This is a genomic window from Amycolatopsis sp. WAC 01416 (genome assembly GCF_003947485.1).
Classification (GTDB): Bacteria; Actinomycetota; Actinomycetes; order Mycobacteriales; family Pseudonocardiaceae; genus Amycolatopsis.
Window position 1 is genome coordinate 106,227 of the sequence record NZ_QHHX01000016.1, and the last position, 17,198, is coordinate 123,424.

Sequence of the window (17,198 nt, forward strand, 5' to 3'; positions counted from 1 at the left end):
GGGATTCAGCCCAGCGCGGCCAGGGTCTCCCCGAAGCTGTCCACCAGGGATTCCAGCACTAGCCGTCCCTTCTCCGCCGTCGCCAGCGAAGGCCGCCCCACCACGCCGGACTCCGAATACGGCCGCAGTCCTACCGTGAGCAGGTGCCGCCTGTCGTCGGCGAGGTGGTCCGCCTCCGCGAAACCGGGCCGGACCAGTGACGGATGGGCGTGCAGCAGAAGGGAGGTTTCCAGCTCCCCGGCGTGCATGTCGCTGTCCAGCGACGTCTCCAGCCCGGCCGCGTCGTGCGCCGCCTGCCAGCCCTCGACACCGGGGAAGAGCGCCATCGGCGACGTCGACTCCTGTACCACGTTGGACAGGACATAGTTGCCACCGTGCGCGTTCACCAGCACCAGTTTCGGCACCCCGGACCGGCGCAGCGAGGCGGCGACGTCGTTCACCACGGCGTACAGCGTCGTGGCCGAAACGCTGACCGTGCCCGGCCAGTCCGCGTGTTCGTGCGAGCAGCCGATCGTGATCGGCGGGAGCCGCAGCACCGGGTACGCGGCCGCGACGGCGTCGGCGATCGTCGTCGCGATCACCGTGTCGGTGGTCAGCGGGAGGTGTGCGCCGTGCTGTTCGAAAGCGCCGATCGGCAGCACCGCGACGTCGGCGCCTCGCGCGCTTTCGTCGGCCGTCGTGGCGGTCGGGAACAGGTCCATTCCGGCTACGGTACCCATATGACCGACCATGCCGCATTGTTGTCCGTCGCCGCCGAAGCCGTCGCCAAGGCGACCGGCATCATCCGCTCGATGACGTCGTTTTCCGTTGCCGCCAAAGGTGATCGCGACATGGTGACCGACGTCGACCTGGCCGTCGAGGACGCCGTCCGTGACTTCCTGACACGGGAGACCCCGGAGATCGGCATTCTCGGCGAGGAGCGAGGGCACCAAGGCGACGAGAACCTGTGGTGGGCGCTCGACCCGGTCGACGGCACGGCGAACTTCGCGCGCGGGATCCCGCTGTGCGGTGTTTCGCTCGGCCTCGTCGACGGGTTGAAGAGCACTGTCGCGGCGATCTCCTTGCCGTTCCTCGATGTCACCTACACCGCTGCCGAAGGCCAGGGCGCGTACGCGGGCGAAGAACGTCTCACGGCCTCGAAGGCGACGGAGCTTTCCGACGCGATCGTGTCGATCGGCCACTTCGCGGTCGGCGAGGGCGCGGAGGTCAAGAATCGCGTCCGGATGGCGTTGCTGGCCGAACTCGGTGGCCGCGTGCAGCGCGTCCGGTTCCTCGGCTCCGCGGCGATCGACCTCGCCTGGGTCGCGCACGGCAAACTCGACGCGAGCGTCATCCTCGCCAACCAACCGTGGGACACCATGGCGGGTGTCCTGCTGGTACGCGAGGCCGGGGGAGTGGTGGTCGACGCGGACGGCGGTGATCACACGGTGCGCTCGGCGGCCACCATCGCGGTCGGCGCCGGACTGCGTGACGACCTCGTGGCCGCGATCGCGCGGGTGAACGGGTGAAAACTTCGCGCCGCGAATGGTGAACCGATCGGGCGCCGCAGCCGTGTCTCCTGATAAGGCGCCCGCATCTGGAGGTAAACCGTGTACACCTCAACCGTTCGTGGCACGGAGCCGGTGGTGTTCGTCCTGCCGGGGGACGTCGAGGATGCCGGCGGCGAATACGACCGCCGCATGTGCCAGAACCTCCCGGCCACCGGCCTCCCGCTGCTGGAACTGCCGATCGCCGGCGAATGGCCGATGCCGGGGCCGCTGTCCAGGTCGAGATTGGCCCGTTCGCTCGCCGCGTTGCCCGACGACACCGTCGTCCTGATCGACGGCACGGTCGCCTGCGGGGTCCCGGAGATCGTGGTGCCGCACGCCCGGCGGCTGCGGCTGGCCGTCCTGGTCCACCGGCTGCTTGCAGACGATCCCGCGCTCGACCCCGCGCAGGCCGCCGAACTCGACGCGTGCGAACGGGAGACCCTGCGGCTGGCAGGCATGATCGTAGCCACCGGGCCGTGGCTCGCGCGGCAGCTGATCGACCGGCACGACCTCGACCCGACCCGCGTCTACGTCGCGACACCCGGAACCGACGCGGCCCCGCTCGCCGCGGGCGCGGACGGCGTCTCCCGGCTGCTGTGTCTCGCGCCCATGACCGCGCGCCACGGCCAGGACGTGCTCATCCGGGCGCTCTCGACCATCGACGAACTGGCGTTCAAATGCGTGTTCGCCGGGGCGACGCACCACGATCCCGCCTACGTCGACGAACTGCGCTGGACGGTCGAGCGGCTCGGGCTCGGCTCCCGGATCAGCCTCATCCGGCCGCCGGACGATCTCGACCTGGTCTACGACGGCGCCGATCTGCTCGTGCTGCCCGCTCGCGGCGGCACCTCCGGACTGGTCGTCGCCGAGGCACTGGCACGCGGGATCCCCGTGGTGGCCACCGAAACCGCCGGCGCGCACGACGCGCTCGGCACGGCGCCCGGTGGCGGGGTCCCCGGCATGCTGGTGCCGCCGAACAACCCGTCGGCGCTCGCGACGGCGTTGCTGCGCTGGTCGCTCGACGCCGAACTGCGCCATTCGCTGCGGACGTCGGCGCTCGCGCGGAGCAGCGTCCTCGAGGAATGGGACGTCGCGGCGGGCAGGCTCACCGACGTCCTGTCCCGGTTGCAGACCACGCCGCGTCAGCTGGCTTGATCATCGCCCGGAAGCAGCTATCGGGGGAGATGATCGGCTCGGTTGACTTGGCGGCATGCGAATCGTCGATCTTGCGTCCCGTCCCGATCTCCTCGATCCCGCGCTGAACCTCGGCGACGTCGGCGGTGAGTTCATCTACGCCGGGTTCAGCGGCAAGATGATCACGCCGGAACGGTTTCTGCGCCACTGGGCCCGGTACTTCCTCATCGCGCTGGACGACGACGGTGAACCGATCGCGCGGGCGCTGTCCGTCCCGCTGACCTATCCCGCCGAAGACCGCCACGAGTTGCCGGCACACGGCTGGGACGAGGCGATCCAGTGGGCCGCGCAGGACCTCATGGACGGCCGCGCGCCGGACACCCTGTGCGCACTCGAAGTCGTTGTGGCGCCGCGAATGCGCGGGACCGGCCTGTCCACGCCGATGCTGAAGGCGCTCAAGGCGCGCGCGGCCGAGACGGGGCTGAAACGGCTGATCGTGTCCGTGCGCCCGATCGGCAAGGAGGACGAACCGGACGTACCGATGGAGGAATACGCCGTCCGGCGCCGCGAGGACGGCCTGTTCGCCGACCGCTGGCTGCGCACCCACGAACGGCTCGGCGCGAGGATGATCAAGGTGTGCCCGTTCGCCGTGACCATTTCGGGTTCGATCGCGGACTGGCACGAGTGGACCGGCGTCAAACTCGCGGACGGCGACAACGTGATCCCCGGCGGGATCGCGCCGGTGCACGCGAACGTCGAGCGGGACCGCGGGGTGTACGTGGAGGCGAACGTGTGGATGGAGCACCCCTTCTGAGCCCGGCCGGTGCGGTTGGTCGTGAGTGGCCAGGACGGTTCTGGTGAGGGGTAAGGCAACCTGGCGTATGGGCTGCGCGCTCTCCGGTCGACAGCTACGACGCCCGCACGAAGTTCGTGCCACGAAACAGGCCTCACTCCGAGACGGCCGCACCCGAATCGTAGTTCCCGCATTCCGCCGTGATCTCGGCCGTCGCCTGCGCCGCGGCGAAGAAGTCGTCGGTCAGCGGAGAGGTGCGCGATGCCGCCATCGCGAGGCACACCTGTTCGGGTGCGAGTTCCGGGATGGGAACGTAGCTGATGTCGGGCCGTGAGTAGAACACGGTCTCCGAACGTCCCACGAACGAGATGCCCCGGCCGGCCGCGACGTGTTCGAGCTTCTCCTCCACGCCGCGCGCCCGGAGCCCGGAGTCGGGGTGCGGGCGCCTGGTGGGCTGTGTGCTCGGGCCGGCGTGCCAGACCAGCGGCTCACCGGCCAGGTCGGCCTCGGTGACCTCTTCCTTGCCTGCCAACCGGTGGTCGGCGGGCAGCGCCACCATGAGCGGCTCGGTGTACAGCGGGGTCACGCGCAGTCCGGTCTCGTCGATGGGCAGCCGCACGAAGCCGACATCGATGCGGCCGTCGAGCAGCATCGGGGCCTGGTCGTCCCATTCGATCCGCTGCACGTCCAGAACCACGTCCGGATGCCTGGCCTCGAACGCCCGTGCCGCCGGGATGACCGGGATGCCCGTCCGGAAGCCGACCGCCAGCCGCAGGCCGCCGCGGGCCGCCACGGTCACCCGGCGGCGAACCGCGTGTGCGGAGGCGAGCAGCGGACCGGCGTCGGTCACCAGTTGCCTGCCCGCGTCGGTCAGCGCCACGCCGTGGCGATCCCTGGTGAACAGCGGGGCACCGAGATCCTGTTCCAGCGCGCGGATCTGGCGGCTGAGCGCCGGTTGGGCGATATGCAGTTCCTCGGCGGCGCGGCCGAAGTGCAACCGGTCGGCGACGGCGAGGAAGTAGCGCAGTTTGCGCAGGTCCAGATCCACGGCGCCTCCCGGGCTGGTGATGCCTTCAGGGTATCACCACGACCGAAAGCGGTCTTGGACACCCACTCGGGTCAATGGCAACCTGAATAAGTAACGGATGGGCCGAGAACGAATTCGACACGAGAATTCGGAATAAGGAATCCAGTGCCGTCCATCGCGTTCTTTTCAGCTCCAGAAAGCAGGCACACCAATGCGCGTTTTCGTCACTGGCGGGACCGGCCATGCCGGTTCGTACATCATTCCCGAGCTCATCGCCGCCGGGCACGAGGTCACCGGTCTGGCCCGGTCGGACACCGCCGCGGCGGCGGTGTCCGCGCTCGGCGCGAAGGTGCGGCGCGGCGACCTCGAGGATCTCGACGGGCTCAAGGAGGCAGCCGCGGATTCCGACGGCGTCATCCACGTCGCGCACCGGCAAGACCTGCTTCCGTCCGGCGGGATCGACGCCGTGGCCGCCGCGGAGCTCCCGATCATGCTCGCGTACGGGGAGGCACTCGCCGGAACCGGAAAACCGCTGGTCGCGGCGGGAAGCATCGGCTCGCCAGGGAACCTGGGCCGACCGGTCACAGAGGAGGACCCGGCCCTTCCCGGCGGCGATGAGTACCAGGGCACGCTGCGGGTTCGTAACGTCGTGGAAACCGCGGTGGTCGGCCTCGCCGAGCGGGGAGTGCGGTCTTCGATCGTGCGGATCGCCACCATCGCGCACAGTACGACCGATCGCGCCGGCTTCCTCGTGCAGCTGATCGCGCTCGCGAAGGAGAAGGGCTTCGTCGGCTACCCCGGAGACGGCGCGAACCTGTGGAACGCCGTGCACATCCGCGATGCCGCCGCTCTGTTCCGCCTGGCACTGGAGAAAGGGCAGGCCGGTGAATACTGGCACGCGATCGCGGACGGCGGCATCCCGCTCCGCGAGATCGCGGAGGCCATCGGCAGCCGTCTTGGCCTGCCTGCCGTGAGCGTTCCCGCGGACGTACTGATGGTGCCGGGATATTTCGGTTTCCTCGCGAACATGGTCACCCAGAACTACCCGGCGTCCAGTCTCACCACCCGCCGGACCCTCGGCTGGGAACCCGCACAGCCCGGCCTGCTCGCCGATTTGGACAACGGCCATTACTTCTCCGCCTGCTGACGCATTTACCTATTAATTCAAAGGAGTGACCGTGGGAAAGCTCGATGGCAAGGTAGCGGTGATCACCGGCGGATCCACCGGCATGGCCTTGGCGGGCGCCGAACTGTTCGTCGAGGAAGGAGCGCACGTCTTCATCCAGGCCCGGCGGCAGGAAGCGCTGGACGACGCCGTCGAGCTGATCGGCCGCAACGTCACCGCCGTTCAGGGTGACGCGGCCGATCTGGACGACCTGGACCGCTTGTACGACACCGTCAAACGGGAAAAGGGCTCGATCGACGTGCTGTGGGCCAGCGCCGGGATGGGTGAACCCGCCGTTCTCGGCGAGATCACCGAGGAACAGTTCCACCGCGCCTTCTCGCTCAACGCGCGCGGCACCCTGTTCACCGTGCAGAAGGCACTGCCGCTGATCAACGACAACGGCTCGATCTTCATGACCGGATCCAACGCCTCCCTCGGTGCCTTCCCCGGCTGGAGCCTCTACGCGGGAAGCAAAGCCGTCCAGCAGGCCTGGGCCCGTGTCTGGCTCAACGAACTGCGCGACCGCAAGATCCGGGTGAACGTCCTGACCCCCGGCCAGGTCGCCACCGCCAAACAGGAAGAACTGTTCGACGAGGCGACCAAGGACGCGTTCGAATCCCTCATTCCCCGCGGAAAGATGGGCCGTCCCGAAGAAATCGCCACCGTCGCCCTGTTCCTCGCCTCCGACGACTCCAGCTACGTCAACGGCCTGGAACTGGTCGCCGACGGCGGCACCACCGCCGTCTGAACCGCGCACCAGTAAACCTCGAGAACAGGAAGAGAGCACATCTCATGAGCGGCATCACCCTCATCGGTACGGGGAACATGGCCCGGGCCATCGGCACGCTCGCGGTCGCGGGCGGCAACACCGTCGAGGTCATGGGACGGGATCAGGCCAAGGCCGATGACCTGGCCAAGGCTCTGGGCGGCGGCGCGACGGCGGGCGAGTGGGGCGCTGCCCCGGCCGGGGACATCGTCATCACGGCGCTGTTGGCCGACGGTGTCGTTCCGGTCGTCGCCGAGTACGGAGACGCCCTCGCGGACAAGGTCATCGTCGACATCAGCAACCCCTTCAACGCCACGTCCGACGGACTGGCCCACCGCGAGGAGACCTCGATCGCGCAGGAAGCCGCCAAGGTGGCCCCGGCGGGCGCGAACGTGGTGAAGGCGTTCAACACCGTCTTCCGAAATGTCCTGGAGAAGGGCAGGCCCGACGTTTTCATCGCCGGCGACGACGCGCGGGCCAAGGCGGGCGTGGCGGCGTTCATCGAGAGCCTCGGGCTGCGGCCGCTGGACGTCGGCGGTTTGAAGATGGCGCACTGGCTGGAAGGAATGGGTGTGGTCACGATGGGCCTCGCCCGCAACGGGGTCGGCCACTGGGACTTCGCCCTCGGCGTCGACGAATTCACCGGCTGAGCCCCTGGCGCCGCCCGCCATCGGGCAAAGTAAGTCGCATGGGCATCTCCAGAGTCGGTTTCGCCGGGCTGGGCAGCATGGGCGGACCGATGGCAGTGAACCTGGCGCGGGCCGGAATCCCGTTGCTCGTGTGGAATCGCACGCCTGGCCGGACCGCGGTGCCGGGGGCCGAGGTCGCCGGGGACGCGGCGGAGCTCTTCGAGCGGTGCGAAGTCGTGATCCTGATGCTGAAGGACGCGGCCGCCGTCGACGCGGTGCTCGAGCGCGGGCGGTCGGCGCTGGCGGGCCGGACGATCGTCCACATGGGAACGACGGCGCCGGAGCATTCCCGTGTGCTCGAGTCCGAGCTCCTCGCGGCCGGGGCGAAGTACGTGGAGGCACCGGTTTCCGGCTCACGGGTTCCGGCGGAGGCGGGTGAACTGGTCGCCATGCTCGCGGGTGATCCTGCCGCGATCGAGGAGATCCGGGAGCTGTTCGGGCCGTTGTGCCGGGAAACCGTGGAGTGCGGGCCGGTCCCCAATGGGCTCCTGATGAAGCTGGCGGTCAACGTGCACCTGACCGCGGTCGTGACCAGTCTGGCCGAGACCGTTCACTTCGCGCGGACGCACGGGCTCGACCTCGGCCTGCTCGCCGGTGTCCTCGGCGCCGGGCAGCTGGCCAGCCCGATCCTGCGGGTCAAGGCGCCCAAACTGGTCGAGGAGGACTTCTCGCCGCAGGCCTCGATCACGAACGTCCTGGCCAATGTCGAGCTGATCGCGGCGGCGGCAGGGGAAGCGGGCCTCACGTTGCCGCTGATCGAGGCGTCCCGCGTCCTCTACGCCGAGGCCGCACGGCTCGGTTTCGGCGAAGAGGACATGGTGGCTGTCGTCAAGGCACTCGAAGCACCGCGTTCAGAGGACTAGTGATCCGTCAGGCAACCGTGGCGTGGTCGGTGCCGGGGGTCGTGAGTGTTTCGGGTCGTTAGAACGACACATAACACTCACGACTGGACACCCGATCTTCGGCGACTACGACACTCCGGTTCCGGCACCCGCAACCGAATAACGCAATTCGGCACCTGCTTGCGGTCCTTGCGCGTGCAAGTACCGCAACCAGGTGCCGAATTGCGTCAGGGGGCTGGGTCAGGCCAGGTACTCCGCGGCGGCGCGAAGGCTGACGTAGGACCCGCTGAACGTGTCGATCCGCGGCCCGTCGCCGGTGTCCGGTCCCGGCACGCCGGTCTCGACCCGGATGTAGTCCACGCCTGCCTCCCGGAGCCAGCCGAGGAACTCGCGGACCTCGGGGTGCCGGTGCGCCTCGCGCGTCACCACGACGAGGTCGCGGGCGCCGTGGACGGCGTCGATCGCGGTCGCGATCTCGTTCCCGGTGACCTTGAGCGCGCGCGTGCCTGGCACGAGCTCGGTCAGATGCGAGCCGAGCCCCCACGGCATCGGGCCCGCCGCGATGATCGGCTCGGTCTCGATGTCGATCACCAGCGGCGGCCCGGCGAGCTTCGGCGAACCCTGGATCCGCAGCGCCTTGCGCGCCGCCTCCAGGCCGAGCCGGTGGTCGACCGGCGAGATCGGCGTCGACACCGGGGGAGCGCCGAGTGCGGCGACGCGCTCCGAAGCCTCGGCCAGCCGCTCCAGCGGCAGCTCACCGGCCTCGACCGCGGCGGCGATGACCGCCGCGATCTGGTTCAGCTCGTCCTCTTCGAATGACACACCACCCAGGCAGAGCGCGTCGGCGCCGGCGATCAGCGCCCGCACCGCCGCCCGGCCGACGCCCTCGGTCTTGCCGAGTTCACCCGCGACGGCACCCATGTCGAGCGCGTCGGTGATCACCGCGCCGGTGAAGCCGAGTTCGCCGCGCAGGACGTCTGTGAGCGCCTTCGGGTTGAGCGTCGCGGGCAGTTCACCCCACGCGGGCACGACGAGGTGCCCGGTCATCACCGAGCGCACGCCGGCCGCGATCGCGGCCTTGAACGGGACGAGTTCGATCTCGTGCAGCTCCGCCTCGGTCCGGGGCAGCACCGGCAGCGCGTGATGGGAATCGTCGGTGGCCGCCCCGTGCCCGGGGAAATGTTTGGCCGACGCGGCGACGCCGTACTTCTGCAGGCCGGTGATGTACGCCGCGACGTGCGGCGACGTCTTCACCGGATCCGAACCGAACGCCCGGACTCCGATGGAAGGATCCTCCGCCGCCAGGGTCAGATCCGCGCACGGGGCGAAGTTGATCGTGACCCCGCAGGCGGCCAGCCGCTCGGCGAGCGCCGCGGCGACCGACGCCGTCAGCTCGACGTCGTCCGCGGCGCCGAGTGCGAGCGGTCCCGGGACGAACGAGCCGGTGGCGACGTCGAGCCGGGTGACGTCACCGCCTTCCTCGTCGATGCCGATGAGCACGTCGGGCCGTTCCGCCCGCAGCTGCGCGCTGAGCGCGGCCACCTGCTCGTCGTCGACCACGTTGCGGCCGAACAGGATCGCGCCGCCGAGGCCGTCGGCCACCTTGCGCCGCAGCCAATCCGGTGCGGTCGTGCCATCGAAGCCCGACACGAGAACGGATCCGGCCAACTTTTTCGGTGAAGACAACACTTATCCCTTCACTGCGCCTGCGGTCAGGTTGGACACGAGCTTGCGCTGGACGAGGATGAAGAACACCAGCGCGGGCACGGCGTAGATCACCGACGCCGCCATGATGCCGCCCCAGTCCACGGAAAACGCCGTCCGGAACGACGAAAGCCACACCGGTAGCGTCTGCTTGCTCTGGTCGCGCATGAACACGAACGCGAACAGGAACTCGTTCCACGCGGTGATAAAGCTGAACACCGACGTGGTCACCAGTCCCGGTGCGAGCAGCGGTAGCGTCACCCGGCGGAACGCGCCCGCCCGGCTGCAACCGTCGATCATCGCGGCCTCTTCCAGGTCGTACGGGATGCCGTTGACGAAGCCGTAGAGCATCCAGCACGTGAAGGGCAGCGTCGCCGCGAAGTACACCAGCAGCAGCGAAGGCAGCTGGTTGAGCAACCCGGCGTCCCGCATCAGCAGGTACATCGGGATCAGCAGCGCCTCGAACGGTGCGAGCTGGGCGACCAGCACCAGCATCAGGAAACCCTTACGCCCGCGGAAGCGCATCCGGGACAAGGTGACCGCGGCCAGTACGCCCGCGACGAGCGAGCACAGCACCGCGCCGATCGTGACGATCAGGCTGTTGGCGAGATAGGTGGTGAACCCGGGTTTCGTCAGCGCCGTGACGAAGTTTTCGAACGTCACCGAGGACGGGATCAGGTCGTAATCCGGTGACAGGACCTGGCCCGGCGTCTTCAGCGAGGACGTGACCATCCAGTAGGTCGGGAAGACGAACAGGAGGGCCACGATCACCCCGAACGTGCCGAGGCCGATCCGCTGGATCAGGGACTTCTTCATGACAGGTCGGCCTCCTTCGTGCGCACCAGCAGCTGGACGTACCGGGCGGTGAGCAGGATCAGCACGAGCATCATCAGCAGGGCCGCGGTCGCCGCCAGGCCGAAGTGGTTGCCCGCGAGGCCCTTGAGGTACATGTAGACCGGCAGTGTCGTGCTGGCACCGTCCGGCCCGCCCTGGCGGATCGCCCACACCTGGGCGAACAGCTTGAAGTCCCACAGGACCGACAGGAACGTGACCATGGTCAGGATCGGCCGGATCGCGGGCCAGCTGACCGCCCAGAACGCCTGCCAGGCGTTCGCGCCGTCGATGCCCGCGGCCTCGTACTGCTCCTTCGGGACGCCGAGAAGCCCGGCGTACAGGGTGAACGCCACGAACGGCACGGCCTGCCAGACGACCAGCAGACCGATGACGGTCAGCGTGCTCGGCCCGGTGGAGAACCAGGAATGCCCGATGAACCCGTCGAAGCCGAGTTTCGCGAGCGTCTTGTTCAGGATCCCGTACTGCTGATCGAAGATCCACTGGAAGACCGTGGTCGTCGCGAGTACCGGGGTCGCCCACGCGAGGATCAGCGCGACCTGCAGGACCACCCGGACGACCGGGTTGAGATGCCGCATCAGCAGCGCCATGAACAGCGCGAGCAGCAGGGTGGTGATCACGACCGCGGCGGTGAACACCAGCGTGCGGACGGTGATCTCCCAGAATTCGGGGTCGGAAAGGATCTCGGAGAAGTTCTCGAACCCGACCCAGACCATCTCTCCGGAGACCAGCTCACGGAGGTCGAGCTTGCGGAAACTGATCCCGATCAGCTGCAGTGTCGGCCAGCCCAGCAGGACCAGGATCGCGACCAGCGCGGGGAGGATCAGCAGATACGGCGCCGTCCGTTCGCCGAGACGGAGGCGCCGATTGGACTTCGGCGGCTTGATGCGCGGCGAAGCCGGCGGGGAGGACCCCGCCGGCGTCGTCACATCTTTGGTAGTGGTCATCCGCCGATGAGCTTGTCGAGCGCTGCGTTGGCGTCGGCGGTCGCCTGGTCGAGCGATTTCGTTCCGGTCAGGTATGCGGTCAGCATGTCCTTGATCGGGTTCTGGCCCGATTCGACGTCACCCCACTTGGGGCTGGTCGGCACGGCGCGGCCGTTCTTGGACGCCTCGGCCATGACCTTGGTGAGCGGGTTCGCGTCGAGCGCGGACACGTCGGTCGAGGTACCGGGGACGTAACCGGCCTTGGCCAGCTCGGTCTGGTACTTCGGGGTGGAGAACAGCTTGATGTAGTCCTTGGCCGCGGCCGCGTTCTTGCTGTTGGCCGGGATGACCAGGTTCGAACCGCCGAGGAAGACCGGGGCCGACTTGTCGGCGGCCTTGCCCGGGATCGGGAACGCGCCCGACTTCTCCTTGATCGACGGGTCGGTCTTGGCCGCGGTGTCGACCTCGCCCGGCACACCGATCATCATCGCGACCTTGCCCGCGCCGTAGATACCGGCCTGCTGCGGGGTGGCCTCGTCGGCGTCCTTCGGCGCCTTGGTACCCGAAGCGTCGGTGAGCTGCTTGTAGAACTCGAGCCCGGCCTTGGCCTGCGGGGTGTCCAGGGTGGACTTGAAGGACTTCCCGTTGGCCTGCGCGATGTCGCCGCCCTCGTCCCAGATGTAGGACAGCAGCTCGTACCAGTTCTGGCCGGGGTGGTAGACGGCCTGGAACTCGGGGTCGCTGCCGAACTTGGCCTTGAGCTTGGTGACCGCGTCGAGCCACTCCGCGCGCGTCTTCGGCGTCGCGGTGATACCGGCCTGCTCGAACATGTCCTTGCGGTAGATGACCTCACGGTTGGCCGCGTAGAACGGGACGCCGTAGGTCTTGCCGTCGTACTCGCCCGAAGCCTTGAGGCCCTGGAGCCACTGGCCGCCGTTGAAGTCGGCGACACTCGAGCTCAGGTCGGCGAGCACGTTCTGGTTGGCGAACGCGGGCGTCTGGGTGTTGCCCAGCTCGATCACGTCCGGCGGGTTGTCACTGGCCAGCGAGGTGGTCAGTTTCTGCTGGATGCCGTTCCACTGCTGGATCTCGTACTTGATCTTGACGCCGGGGTGCGCGTCTTCGAATTCCTTGTGGAGCGAGTTCGTCAGAGATTCGGGGGCGGTCCCGGTCATGAGCCAGACCGTGAGCGTGCCGTTCGAGGCCGGAGCGCTCGAATTCGTGCTGTCGCCACTGCCGGAACCGGCGCAGCCCGCCGTCGCGAGGGTGATGGCCGCGGCGCCCGCAGTCATCTTGAGCCAGCGCTTCACTCGTGCCGTCCTTTCGATGCCCGACCACGATGCCGGGCTCCCACAAAATGGTGTAGACCAATGCGGGCAGCGTGGTACGTACCACTCCGACTGTCAAGCAGGTGGCCGGTTCGTTGTAAACGAGCCGCAATCTTTCACCTTGAGTGAGCGCATGATCACGCTGATGGCCGGATTTCGGTGGCGTCGTCAAGTGCTCGCGAGGCGCGCTGACATGCGGTTTTTCGTTGACCGTCCCGGTGATCGGTGCATTCGGCGGGAGGTCATTGCGACGTTCGGAGGAAGACGGCCGTGCGTTCGCCGAGGAGGGCTAGGGCGTGTTTCATAAGTCGGTTCGATGGGCTTCGTGATCCAGGTGGTTCCTGGCGGTGCGGGCGGATCGGCCTCGTACCGGGTCGTACTCGGCCGCATCCGCCCGTGCCGTCAGGGGCCGCCTGGGCGCGAAGACCGCGAACTTGGCTTATGAAACACGCCCTAGCGGTCGTCCTCGTCCTCGGCGGGCGGCTCGATGCCGAGGAGCGCGCGGGTCTGATCTTGCAGGAACCACGCCAGCGTCGCGGAGACGATCAGCAGGATCAGCGGGAGGACCGGGCCGCCGTTGGCGAGGATGAACAGCTCCGTGACGCTCGCGCCCAGCATGACGCCCGCCAGCAGCAACGCCGCCGGCCCGCCGAAGCGGGGGATGAGCAGGCCGATCGCGCCGCCGACCTCGAGCACACCGGTGACGTACCGGAGCCACTGCCCGAGTCCGATCTCGGCGAAGGTCTGCTCGGTGTGGCCGCCCGCGAACAGCAGGTAGCCGCTGTAGAGGAACTCGGCCGCGAGCGCGACGCGCACGACCCACAGCACTATCGAGCCGAGGGGCAGGCCGCGGGTACCGCTGGTTCCTCCGGACATGCCGGGGATCTTTCTCCGGGGCACGGCGACCCGCAAGCCCCGCATTCAGATGACCAATTGCGATGGTCGAGTGTTCCGAGTCCGTGAAGGACTCCTTGAGGGACCCAGAGTCCCTCAAGGAGTCCTTCACGGACCAACCCGGCGCCGAACCGCATTCAGATGACTAATTGCGAATCAGGCGGGTACCTGCCAGGACTGGCCGGCCGCGCCGTCGCAGGTCCGGATCACCAGCCGCGTGCCCTCGCCGGTGCCACCGCCCTCGACGTCGAGGCATTTACCGGACTGCGGGTTGACCAGCGTCGAACCTTGTCGCTGCCAGGTCTGCGCCCCGGTCTTGTTGCAGTCCCACAGCTGCACCCTGGTCCCGTCCGCCGTCCCGCTGTTGGCGACGTCGAGGCATTTCCCGAGGGCGCGCAAAGTTCCGTTCTGCGCGGCCCACGTCTGCGCGGGGGTGCCGTTACAGGTCCACAGCCGCACCGCCGTGCCGTTCGCGATCTGCGAATGGTCGACGTCGACGCATTTGCCGGTCACGCCGGTGATCCGCCCGGCCGGATACGGCGAGCCGCCGCGGATCAGGTATTCGCTGTTGGCCACGTTCCAGTGTGTGGCGAGATAGCTGCCGGGCGCGGGGTTGGTGTGGAAGTAGTCGTCGCCGAGGCAGTCGATCTGGTTCTCCGGCGCGCCGGGGCAGACCTTCACCAGGCCGCCCGGCGGGAGGCCGCCGTCGTCGTAACACATGATGTCTTCGTCGTCCCAGCAATGGCCGTACGGGGTGCCGTGCGGAGCGCTTCCTTGGACGGCGCCGAGGTTGTGCAGGAGTTCGTGCCCGGTGGCCTGCCAGCTCCAGCATCCCGTGCCGACGGTGGCGTAATGCGGGCCGCCGTTGTACGGGTTGCTCGCGCCGGGACTGTCGTTGCCGCCGTTGCCGAACGCGAGCCCGCAGCCGCCCGCGTCGTACCAGACGATGTACTTGCGGTCGGCGCGGTTGTAACCCTGTGCCTTGATGGCGTTGGTGATCGTGTCCACGCCTCCCATCGAGGACTGCGCGATGACGACGTTCGCGACGGTCGCCCGGCAGCTCGCGTCGTGCACGTACCGGACGTGCCGGACGCCACCGCCGAGCCGGGCCGCGGCTTCGACGAAGATGTCGTCGATCTGGCTCGTGAAGGTCTGGAATTGGCCGACGAACTGCCCGTATCGATCCGTTTGCGTGTTTCCGCGGACATAAAGCGCCTGAACGCGTTTTCCGCTGACGCCATCGCCGTCACAGACCGCCGAGGCTTCTGCCGCCGCGGCCATGGGAGCGGGTAAGGAGACGACGCCGAGCGCCAACGCGGCGACGGCCACGAGTCTGGAGAATCTTCTGGTCATGCCGAACCGCCTTTACCTCGCAGGGGTGAGGCATCCGGATGCAGCAAAGAGGTCTGGACCAGCAGGAATCATAAGCGCCGAACGGTGAGCGTGTCACTGACAGAACAGGACACGAGTCATTTTTGGTCACCGAGGAGTATCTGTTCGAGCAACAGGTCGACGTCGCGGGCGGACTCCGCTTCGCCTATCCGGTGGAACGTTTCGGCGGCGCGCAGCGCGCGGCGGGCGGCTTCCCGGATCCGGCCCGCGGCGCTGAGCACGTGGGCGGCGACGTGGTCGAGCTGCGCGATGAGATGGTCCCTGGCGGGCGCGGTCTCGGTTTTCACGGCATGGACGGCGTTTTCCGCGACGTCGAGCGCGGTCAGCGCCGCGTCGAGGTCGCCGGACCGCAGCCGGGAAAGCGTCGCCGCGTTACGGCAGGTGGCTGCCACGTAGCCGCCGCCGATCGCCACCGCCGCGTCGGCCGCCCGTGCGTAGAAGTCGGCGGCGTTCGCGCCGTAGCCGAGCAGGTCCAGTTGTTCGGCGGCGGCCATGCTCACCGAGATGTAGGAGTGTCCGGTGTCGCCCGAGGCCTCGAGGATTTCGGCGAGGACGGCGTATTCGTTGAAGGCACGGGAAGATTCGCCGAGCGCGCGGTAGGTGTCGGCGTACATCCACCGGCAGCGGTGGTCCCAGTCCGGTGACCCGGCGAGCAGCGAAATGGCGCGGGGCGCGACGTCGAGGACCTCGTCGAAGCGCCCGGCGCCGTGCAGTGCGGAGACGAGGACGTACCAGTGTTCGGCGGTGTCCTTGCCTTTCGACGCGGCGGCACCGAGGGCCGCGTACGCGTCGTCGACGGCTTCGGTGAATCGGCCGGTGCCGATCAGGGACAGCGCACGGAGGTGGCGGAGATGTCCGCGCAACCGTTCCGGGCCGCCGACGGGCAGTGTCGCGAGCAGGTGCTCCACGAAGACGTCAAGCTCGTCGAGCGATCCCGTTCGCTCATAAGCGATCCGGGCCTGCTCGACGGCTTCGACGGCTTTTTCTCCGACGTTCCCGACGATGAAGGCGTCCGTCGCCGCCCGCGCGAGTTCCAGTGTGCTCACCGGATCCTCGCCGTCACCGTTCCGCAACGACGCTTCAAGGCACAGAAGGGTGCCGTGGAGCAAGGGATCGCCCGTTTCACGAGCCCGCTCGGCTCCCCGTCGCAAGGCCTCGTACGCCTCGGCGGTGCGGCCCTGTCCGGAAAGGACGTGCGCCAGCCAGTATTCGCCCCAGCAGGCGGCGTGATCGTCCCGCCCCGCGCGCAACCGCGCCGCGGCCACCGTCGTCAGCGCGACCCCGGTCTCGGCCTGATCGTCGAAGACGAGCCACAGGCCGAGCCAGCATTGGTTGAGCAGAAACCGGTTCTCGTCGCCCTGTCGCCGGAATCCGGCGGCTGCCTCGCGCAGTCTTTCCTCGGTGTCGTCGCCCTGGAAGAAGATGGCGCGCAGTTCGGTCAGCCGCGGGACGAGCTCGTCCAGGACGTCCTCGATCGCGGCGAGACAGGCTCGCGCCTCTTCCGGTTCGCACCGATGGTTGTGGATCTCCGCCCGGACGACGAGTTCCTCCGCGGACAGGTCCGGCGGGGGCACGATCGGGACCCGGGGGAGCGCGGAAGGCAGGAGCGGGACGAATTCCGCGACCGGTTTCGCGGCCATCTTCGCTTCGGCGTGCGCGGTGAAGTACCCGGTGTGCTCGCGTCCGTCGAGTTCCTCCGCTTCGACGAACGCCGCCGCCCGCATCCGCACGTTCAGCCTGCTCAGGGAAAGGCCGTCGTACGGGCCGTTGAGAACGAACCGGATCTCGCCGTATCCGGTTTCCGTCAACCGGCGGGTGAGCAAGGCCGCCGATGCGAAGAATTCGAGCCTGCCGACGGCGTCCGAATGATCGCCGACACCGTCCAAAAGCGACAGAAGATCGAGACCGAGGTGCTCGTTGCCGGTGAGGGCGCAGAACTCCAGCCGCAGGGCGTGGTCGCCGTAGCGGAGCGGCGCCCCGGACGAGGCCCTGGTCACCCACCGATAGGTCGACGCGGCTTCGGCGTATTTGCCTGCTGCCGCCAGCGGCACCAGGGTCCGGCAGAGCCGGGTGACCTCGGCTCCGTCGGGGTTGGAGCCGTCGGAGTCATTCTCGCCCGCGCGGCGTGGTTCCACTTCCATGGTTCTGCCCCCAGAA

16 protein-coding genes are annotated in these 17,198 nt (G+C 68.4%); 7 read left to right on the forward strand and 9 right to left on the reverse strand.

What is annotated here, in order from left to right:
- Nucleotides 1-5: 5 nt before the first annotated feature.
- Nucleotides 6-701, reverse strand: coding sequence for a creatininase family protein (locus DL990_RS39405; protein ID WP_125789275.1), 696 nt, complete (start codon nt 699-701; stop codon nt 6-8).
- 18 nt (nt 702-719) lie between these two features.
- Here DL990_RS39405 and DL990_RS39410 point away from each other — a divergent pair, with 18 nt between their 5' ends.
- The 3 genes from DL990_RS39410 to DL990_RS39420 all read left to right on the forward strand — a co-directional run bounded on the left by DL990_RS39410 (nt 720) and on the right by DL990_RS39420 (nt 3,477).
- Nucleotides 720-1,508 carry an inositol monophosphatase family protein gene (locus tag DL990_RS39410; protein ID WP_125801718.1) on the forward strand — a complete coding sequence of 263 codons (789 nt, stop codon included), beginning with the start codon at nt 720-722 and terminating at the stop codon, nt 1,506-1,508.
- Between the two features lie 81 nt (nt 1,509-1,589).
- Nucleotides 1,590-2,684, forward strand: a complete 1,095-nt coding sequence (locus DL990_RS39415; protein WP_125789277.1) for a glycosyltransferase family 4 protein — start codon at nt 1,590-1,592, stop codon at nt 2,682-2,684.
- A 55-nt stretch (nt 2,685-2,739) separates the two neighbouring features.
- Entirely contained in the window at nt 2,740-3,477 is a 738-nt protein-coding gene (locus tag DL990_RS39420; protein ID WP_125789278.1) for a GNAT family N-acetyltransferase, read from the forward strand.
- A 133-nt stretch (nt 3,478-3,610) separates the two neighbouring features.
- On the opposite strand, the gene DL990_RS39425 is transcribed toward DL990_RS39420, so the two are convergent.
- Nucleotides 3,611-4,504: a LysR family transcriptional regulator gene (locus DL990_RS39425; RefSeq protein WP_125789279.1), complete on the reverse strand. Its 894-nt coding sequence runs from the start codon at nt 4,502-4,504 to the stop codon at nt 3,611-3,613.
- A 190-nt stretch (nt 4,505-4,694) separates the two neighbouring features.
- Between DL990_RS39425 and DL990_RS39430 the strand changes: the two genes are divergently transcribed.
- The 4 genes from DL990_RS39430 to DL990_RS39445 are packed head-to-tail and all read left to right on the forward strand — an operon-like array spanning nt 4,695 to nt 7,966.
- Nucleotides 4,695-5,630 carry an SDR family oxidoreductase gene (locus tag DL990_RS39430; RefSeq protein WP_125801719.1) on the forward strand — a complete coding sequence of 312 codons (936 nt, stop codon included), beginning with the start codon at nt 4,695-4,697 and terminating at the stop codon, nt 5,628-5,630.
- 31 nt (nt 5,631-5,661) lie between these two features.
- Nucleotides 5,662-6,396: an SDR family NAD(P)-dependent oxidoreductase gene (locus DL990_RS39435; protein WP_125801720.1), complete on the forward strand. Its 735-nt coding sequence runs from the start codon at nt 5,662-5,664 to the stop codon at nt 6,394-6,396.
- Nucleotides 6,397-6,440: 44 nt separating this feature from the next.
- Nucleotides 6,441-7,064, forward strand: coding sequence for an NADPH-dependent F420 reductase (locus tag DL990_RS39440; RefSeq protein WP_125801721.1), 624 nt, complete (start codon nt 6,441-6,443; stop codon nt 7,062-7,064).
- A 38-nt stretch (nt 7,065-7,102) separates the two neighbouring features.
- The gene (locus DL990_RS39445; protein WP_125789283.1) at nt 7,103-7,966 is read left to right on the forward strand and encodes an NAD(P)-dependent oxidoreductase; all 864 of its coding nucleotides are present in this window, start codon (nt 7,103-7,105) and stop codon (nt 7,964-7,966) included.
- Between the two features lie 219 nt (nt 7,967-8,185).
- Here DL990_RS39445 and DL990_RS39450 read toward each other — a convergent pair whose 3' ends face one another.
- From DL990_RS39450 to DL990_RS39480, 7 genes are all read right to left on the reverse strand, one after another.
- A complete protein-coding gene (locus DL990_RS39450; RefSeq protein ID WP_125801722.1) occupies nt 8,186-9,631 on the reverse strand; it encodes a glycoside hydrolase family 3 protein in 1,446 nt (481 codons plus the stop codon).
- A gap of 3 nt (nt 9,632-9,634) precedes the next feature.
- Nucleotides 9,635-10,465, reverse strand: coding sequence for a carbohydrate ABC transporter permease (locus tag DL990_RS39455; protein WP_125789285.1), 831 nt, complete (start codon nt 10,463-10,465; stop codon nt 9,635-9,637).
- Entirely contained in the window at nt 10,462-11,448 is a 987-nt protein-coding gene (locus DL990_RS39460; RefSeq protein WP_125789286.1) for a carbohydrate ABC transporter permease, read from the reverse strand. Before DL990_RS39460 ends, DL990_RS39455 begins: the two co-directional genes overlap by 4 nt.
- The gene (locus DL990_RS39465) at nt 11,445-12,737 is read right to left on the reverse strand and encodes an extracellular solute-binding protein (protein WP_125789287.1); all 1,293 of its coding nucleotides are present in this window, start codon (nt 12,735-12,737) and stop codon (nt 11,445-11,447) included. Before DL990_RS39465 ends, DL990_RS39460 begins: the two co-directional genes overlap by 4 nt.
- Nucleotides 12,738-13,208: 471 nt before the next feature.
- A complete protein-coding gene (locus DL990_RS39470; protein WP_125788246.1) occupies nt 13,209-13,631 on the reverse strand; it encodes a DoxX family protein in 423 nt (140 codons plus the stop codon).
- A gap of 174 nt (nt 13,632-13,805) precedes the next feature.
- Complete coding sequence (locus DL990_RS39475; RefSeq protein WP_125801723.1) at nt 13,806-15,002, reverse strand: ricin-type beta-trefoil lectin domain protein; 1,197 nt, start codon at nt 15,000-15,002, stop codon at nt 13,806-13,808.
- A 116-nt stretch (nt 15,003-15,118) separates the two neighbouring features.
- Nucleotides 15,119-17,182 carry a hypothetical protein gene (locus DL990_RS39480; protein ID WP_125801724.1) on the reverse strand — a complete coding sequence of 688 codons (2,064 nt, stop codon included), beginning with the start codon at nt 17,180-17,182 and terminating at the stop codon, nt 15,119-15,121.
- Between the last annotated feature and the right edge of the window lie 16 nt (nt 17,183-17,198).